Origin of the sequence: Vibrio sp. 10N.222.48.A3 (assembly GCF_041475345.1) — a bacterium.
In the GTDB taxonomy this organism is placed as follows: domain Bacteria; phylum Pseudomonadota; class Gammaproteobacteria; order Enterobacterales; family Vibrionaceae; genus Vibrio; species Vibrio tasmaniensis_A.
Genome location: NZ_JBFRVX010001673.1, coordinates 1 through 794 on the forward strand (window position 1 = coordinate 1; position 794 = coordinate 794).

The window sequence follows — 794 nt, forward strand, 5'->3', positions numbered from 1 at the left end:
CTTCATCACGGTGAAGCTCGATTTTAGGGAAAGCAATGTTCTTACAGCCTTCAACCAAAATCAGATCAAGTGTGTTGGTATCAAAACGAGTCAACAGGTAATCAAAATCGGCTTCTGCTTCTGGAGTCTCAGTCATCATCACATGACGGTTACGCGAAGCTATCAGCATTTGATTTGCGCCCGCTTTGCGTAAACGGTAGCTGTCTTTGCCCGGCTTATCGACATCAAAATCGTGGTGAGCATGTTTTAGCACACCAACTTTTAAACCCGACTCTGTCAATAAAGGAAGCAGAGCTTCTAATACGGTTGTTTTGCCTGTGCCACTGTAAGCAGCAAACCCCAATAGAGGAAGGTTAGGGCGTTGTTTAGAATCTTTCATTATTGAAGCGTTCCGAATTGGGTGAGTTCTTCTGGCGTGTTTAGATTCACAAAGCAGTTAGGAGAATCGCTAAAATCGACATATTCCGTGACACACTCTTTGTACAGCAAGATAATTTTACGATCACCACGTTCCAAAAACGCTTCCAGCTTTGGCAGAACACGTTTGTGGAATAGGGTGAATACTGGTTGCTTAAATTCGCCATCATGCGCGACAAGAATGTCGCTGTCTTCTTTTACTGCTGCACAAAAACGTTCAACAAGGTCATCACTAATCTGTGGGCTGTCGCAAGGGACAAAGCCGACCCAATCTGTGCTCGCGTTTTTAAGGCCAGCATGAATGCCGCCCAATGGGCCTGGATAGTCAGGGAAAGAATCGGAAACAACCGGTGCAAATGCTTGGTAACTGTCTAAGT

The 794-nt window shown here is 45.1% G+C and carries 2 protein-coding genes; both read right to left on the reverse strand.

Annotated features, from left to right (window positions below):
- The coding region (gene mobB, locus AB4653_RS28350) for a molybdopterin-guanine dinucleotide biosynthesis protein B (RefSeq protein WP_372105963.1) at window positions 1-379 on the reverse strand (379 nt) is incomplete at its 3' end.
- A partial coding sequence (gene mobA, locus AB4653_RS28355; protein WP_372105965.1) for a molybdenum cofactor guanylyltransferase occupies window positions 379-794 on the reverse strand: 416 nt, incomplete at its 5' end. The genes mobA and mobB, both read right to left, overlap by 1 nt.